The organism is Candidatus Pelagibacter sp. HIMB123 (assembly GCF_052048195.1).
Classification (GTDB): Bacteria; Pseudomonadota; Alphaproteobacteria; order Pelagibacterales; family Pelagibacteraceae; genus Pelagibacter.
Window position 1 is genome coordinate 1 of the sequence record NZ_JBNAIL010000003.1, and the last position, 4,529, is coordinate 4,529.

Here is a 4,529-nt window from a genome sequence, read left to right on the forward strand (position 1 = left end):
AAAATAAAAGAAATATTTACAATATCAAAAAAGTAGAAGGCCAAAAATATTTAATTGATGGCACTTTATTTAATGCAAATTCTTTAATTTCTAATTTGCTAGATACCGATGAGAAAAAAGAAAACAATCTTTTTGAAAATAATATAAGTATGGACCTAAATTTTGATGAAGTTTACTTGGATAAAATATACTTTGTTAAGGATTTAAAAGGAAAGATAAATATTATTAATAACAAAGTAGATGAAGCCGATATTTTAGCCTTTTATAACAATTCACAAAATATAAAGTTTACAATTAAAACAAATAATCAAGGTGAAAAAATTACTACCCTTTTCTCATCTAAGGCAAAACCCCTAGTAGATAGATATAAATTTATTAAAGGATTTAAAGATGATAGAGATGGATATTTAGACTTTTACTCTTTGAAAAAAGATGGAGTATCAACTTCTAAATTAGTAATTGATAATTTTAAAGTTAAAGAAATTCCAGTGCTAGCCAAGTTATTGGCTCTTGCATCTCTTCAAGGAATAGCGGACTTACTTACAGGAGAAGGGATTAGGTTTACAGATCTTGAAATGAATTTTACCAATCAAGATAAACTTATGAAAATTCAAGAATTATATGCAATTGGGCCAGCAATATCTATTTTATTAGAAGGATACATTGAGGAGGATAAATTAATCAGCTTAAGAGGAACCTTGGTTCCAGCGACAACAATCAATAGATCTATTGCTTCAATACCTTTGCTTGGAGATCTATTGATTGGAAAGAAAGTGGGTGATGGTGTTTTTGGAGTCAGTTTTAAAATTAAGGGCCCACCTAAAGATTTAGAAACCACTGTAAATCCTATAAAAACTCTAACACCCAGGTTTATTACTAGAACTTTAGAGAAAATTAAAAAAAATTAATTTAATTCTATTTTAATATGTCTTTTTTTTCCAAGGGAAAGTTTAAGATAATTATCTTTAAATAAATTCTTATTGATTTCGAATTTTTCATCTGAAATAACATCATCATTTATTTTTACTGCATTCCCTTTTATAAGTCTTCTGATTTCGCTTTTAGAGTTTTCTAGTTTAGATAATAAAACGAGGTCTACTATATTTATTTTTTCTTCTATTTTATTTGATTGAATATTTACTTTAGGTAAGTTCGAACCCAGAGTGTTTCCAGAGAAAGCTTCTTTTGCTGCTTGCTCAGAATTTTTAGCTGCTTCTTTTCCATGTAACATTTCTGTGGTTTTATTAGCAAGTAGTATTTTTAATTCATTTATATTTTTATCTTTAATTGTTTCTATTTCCTTAATTTCAATTTCAGTAAACATTTTTAAAAATTTAATTACATCTCTATCATCTATATTTCTCCAAAATTGCCAATAATCATAAGCTGATAAGTATTTTTCATCTAACCAAATAGCCCCACTTTCAGTTTTTCCCATTTTAGCACCAGTTGCTAGTGTAATTAATGGAGTTGTTAAACCAAAGGTTTGATTATTAGAATATCTTTTAATTAACTCAACACCATTAACAATGTTCCCCCATTGATCTGAACCTCCAATTTGTAAGACGCAATTTTCTTTCTTATTTAATTCTAGAAAATCATATGCTTGTAAAATCATATAATTAAACTCCATATAGCTTAGAGATTGTTCTCTATCTAATCTGAGTTTTACACTATCAAATGTTAGCATTCTATTTATCGTGAAATGTTTTCCGATATCTCTCAAAAACGAAATATAATTTAAATCTTTAAGCCAAGTATAATTGTTTACAAATATTGGCTTTGTGTTCAGATCATCATTATCTAAAAATTTTTTTAAAATATTTTTGATATTTTTAATATTTTTTTCAATCTCATCTTCACTTAATATTTTTCTAGTTTTATCTTTGCCAGATGGGTCCCCAATTCTTGTAGTTCCTCCACCAAGTAAAACTATTGGTCGATGTCCATTTTTTTGAAGTAGTCGTAAACACATTATTTGCAGTAAGCTACCGACATGTAAGCTTTCAGCTGTACAATCAAAACCTATGTAACCTTTAATCTTTTCTTGATCTAATTGTTTAGATAATTCATCTTCACTTGTACATTGATAGAAAAAACCTCTATCTTTAAATTCTTTTAAAAATTTATTCATAAGTTTATAGTTACAATATACAAATTTTTTTTAAAAAACATATCAATGAAAAAAAAATTATATACTGCAATTGGACTAATGAGCGGAACATCTATGGATGGTATTGATTTATCTATAATTAGCTCAGATGGATACGATGAATTTTCAAATATTTTAGATGATTATTATGAGTATGATAAAAATATTCAGGATCAGTTAGTTCGATTAAGAGATTTAGTCTTAACAAAGAAAGATTTTTTACAAAATTCAGAAAAATTAAGAGAATTAGAGCGTAATTTAACTCTTTTTCACGCTGATGCAGTTAATCAATCATTAAAAAAATATAGTGATCCCATTGATTTGATAGGTTTTCATGGTCAAACAATTTTTCATAACCCAAAGGAAAAAATTACCAATCAATTAGGAGATGGGAAATTGTTATCTCAAATGATCAAAAAAAAAGTCATATATGATTTTAGACAAGCAGATATTCAAAATAATGGACAAGGTGCACCTTTAACTCCAATTTTTCATCACATTTTATCAAAAAAAATTAATAAAAATTTTAATATTAAATTTCCAATAGGTTTCTTGAATATTGGCGGTATCGCAAATGTTACAAAAGTTATTAATGATACAGATAATTTTCAAAATAATCTTTCTGCTTTTGATATAGGCCCTGGTAATTGTTTAATTGATGAATGGGTAAGAAAGAATTCAAATAAAAAATTTGATAAAAATGGTGAACTAGCCAATTCAGGGAGAGTTGATCAATTAATTCTTAATCAGGCAATAGATAATTTTAAAATAAATTCTTACTCCCAATCATTGGATATTAAAAATTTTGATATATCCTTTGCAAGAGGTTTATCTTTAGAAGATGGTTGTGCTACTATAACAGACTTTACAGCATATTTAATTGCAGAAGGGTTAAAATATATTAGTAAAGAAAATAGTATTACATTTTTACTCTGTGGTGGTGGTAGAAAAAATAACAATCTAATTAATCGTATACAAAATTACATATCAAATGAAAATTATATTAATTTGGAAAGTATAGATAATTATAATTTAAATGGTGATTATATTGAATCCCAGGCATTTGGATTTTTAGCTATAAGGTCTTTTTTAAATTTACCAATTTCTTTTAACGCAACAACTGGGTGCAAAGATTTTACAGTGGGTGGAAAACTTGTAGAAAATTTTTAATATAATGCAGTTTCTTTTTTTATATATTTATCAAGATTTTTAATTAAAGAATCACTTGTTTTTGAAAAAAAGTGATTAGCCTCTGATATTGCATTAAATTCTACTTTAATACCTTTTTGTGCACTTAATCTTTTATCAAGTTCAGTAATATATTCTACTGGTACCAATTCATCTTTTTTACCGTAAGCAACCAAACCTGAAGTTGGACATGGAGATAAAAAAGAAAAATCATAAACATTTGGTTGAGGTGAAATTGCTATAAATCTGTTTATTTCTGGTCTTCTCATTAATAATTGCATTGCAATCAAAGATCCAAATGAAAATCCTGAAACCCAACATTGTGAATTGTCAAAATTTTCTCTTTCTAACCAATCTAAAGCAGCTGCTGCATCTGCAAGTTCGCCTTGACCATTATCAAATTCTCCATCACTTTTGCCAACACCTCTGAAATTTACTCTGCAAACCGAAAAATCATTATCCATAAATGTATGAAAAGTATCTACTACTACTTTATTATTCATAGTTCCTCCATATTGAGGATGGGGCTGTAATACTAAAGCAATCGGTGAAGTATTTTTTTTACTTTTATAATATTTAGCCTCAAGTCTTCCTGCAGGACCAGGTATAAATATTTCTAAAATTTTATTATCCATATGCGATATTGATTATTATTCTCAAAAAAAATGTACGTTTATCATAAGTCAGCGACAATATGTTAGTTTTTTTTTATACTCTAAACTTGACCATTTTAGTCAAGTATGTATAAAAACCCACAATTTAAGGGTAAAAAATGAAACTTACATCAAAAGGTAGATATGCTGTCATGGCATTAGTTGATTTAGCTAGGTTTGATAATATCAATCCAGTATCACTAAGAGATATATCATTAAGACAAGGTATATCTTTAGATTACCTAGAGCAAATTTTTTCTAAATTAAAAAAAAACGAAATTGTTAAAAGTATAAGAGGAACGCAAGGAGGATACGTTCTTAATAAAAATCCAAATGATATAAAATTAACAAATATTTTCCATGCTGTAGATGAGAAAGTAAAAACTGTTCAATGTAAAAAAGAATCAAAAAGAGGATGTAATGGTAAAGCTACAAAATGCATAACACATAATCTTTGGGATGAATTAGAGATACATATAAATACATTTTTTGAGAACAAAAGTTTGCAAGACTTAATAAAAAATAACAATGAAACA

General features: G+C 27.1%; 4 protein-coding genes and 1 pseudogene. 3 read left to right on the plus strand and 2 right to left on the minus strand.

Translation table 11 applies throughout. The annotated features are described in order from the left end of the window. Positions 1-908 (plus strand): annotated as a pseudogene (locus ACTTBL_RS00585) (hypothetical protein); the annotation flags it as partial. Here ACTTBL_RS00585 and tyrS read toward each other — a convergent pair. Then, on the minus strand, positions 905-2,134 hold the full coding sequence (gene tyrS, locus ACTTBL_RS00590; RefSeq protein WP_440643156.1) for a tyrosine--tRNA ligase: 1,230 nt from the start codon (positions 2,132-2,134) through the stop codon (positions 905-907). The pseudogene ACTTBL_RS00585 and the gene tyrS overlap by 4 nt on opposite strands. A 45-nt stretch (positions 2,135-2,179) precedes the next feature. Between tyrS and ACTTBL_RS00595 the strand changes: the two genes are divergently transcribed. Next, entirely contained in the window at positions 2,180-3,322 is a 1,143-nt protein-coding gene (locus ACTTBL_RS00595; protein WP_440643157.1) for an anhydro-N-acetylmuramic acid kinase, read from the plus strand. On the opposite strand, the gene ACTTBL_RS00600 is transcribed toward ACTTBL_RS00595, so the two are convergent. Next, positions 3,319-3,963 carry an alpha/beta hydrolase gene (locus ACTTBL_RS00600; RefSeq protein WP_440643159.1) on the minus strand — a complete coding sequence of 215 codons (645 nt, stop codon included), beginning with the start codon at positions 3,961-3,963 and terminating at the stop codon, positions 3,319-3,321. The two genes, ACTTBL_RS00595 and ACTTBL_RS00600, sit on opposite strands and share 4 nt — an antisense overlap. Positions 3,964-4,112: 149 nt before the next feature. Between ACTTBL_RS00600 and ACTTBL_RS00605 the strand changes: the two genes are divergently transcribed. Next, positions 4,113-4,529 (plus strand): Rrf2 family transcriptional regulator (locus tag ACTTBL_RS00605; RefSeq protein WP_440643158.1); only part of this gene is annotated, 417 nt, incomplete at its 3' end.

What these genes read in the sequence shown, in the direction of transcription:
- tyrS (WP_440643156.1), bottom strand. Translation starts at nt 2,134, where the DNA reads ATGAATAAATTTTTAAAAGAATTTAAAGATAGAGGTTTTTTCTATCAA.
- ACTTBL_RS00595 (WP_440643157.1), top strand. Translation starts at nt 2,180, where the DNA reads ATGAAAAAAAAATTATATACTGCAATTGGACTAATGAGCGGAACATCT.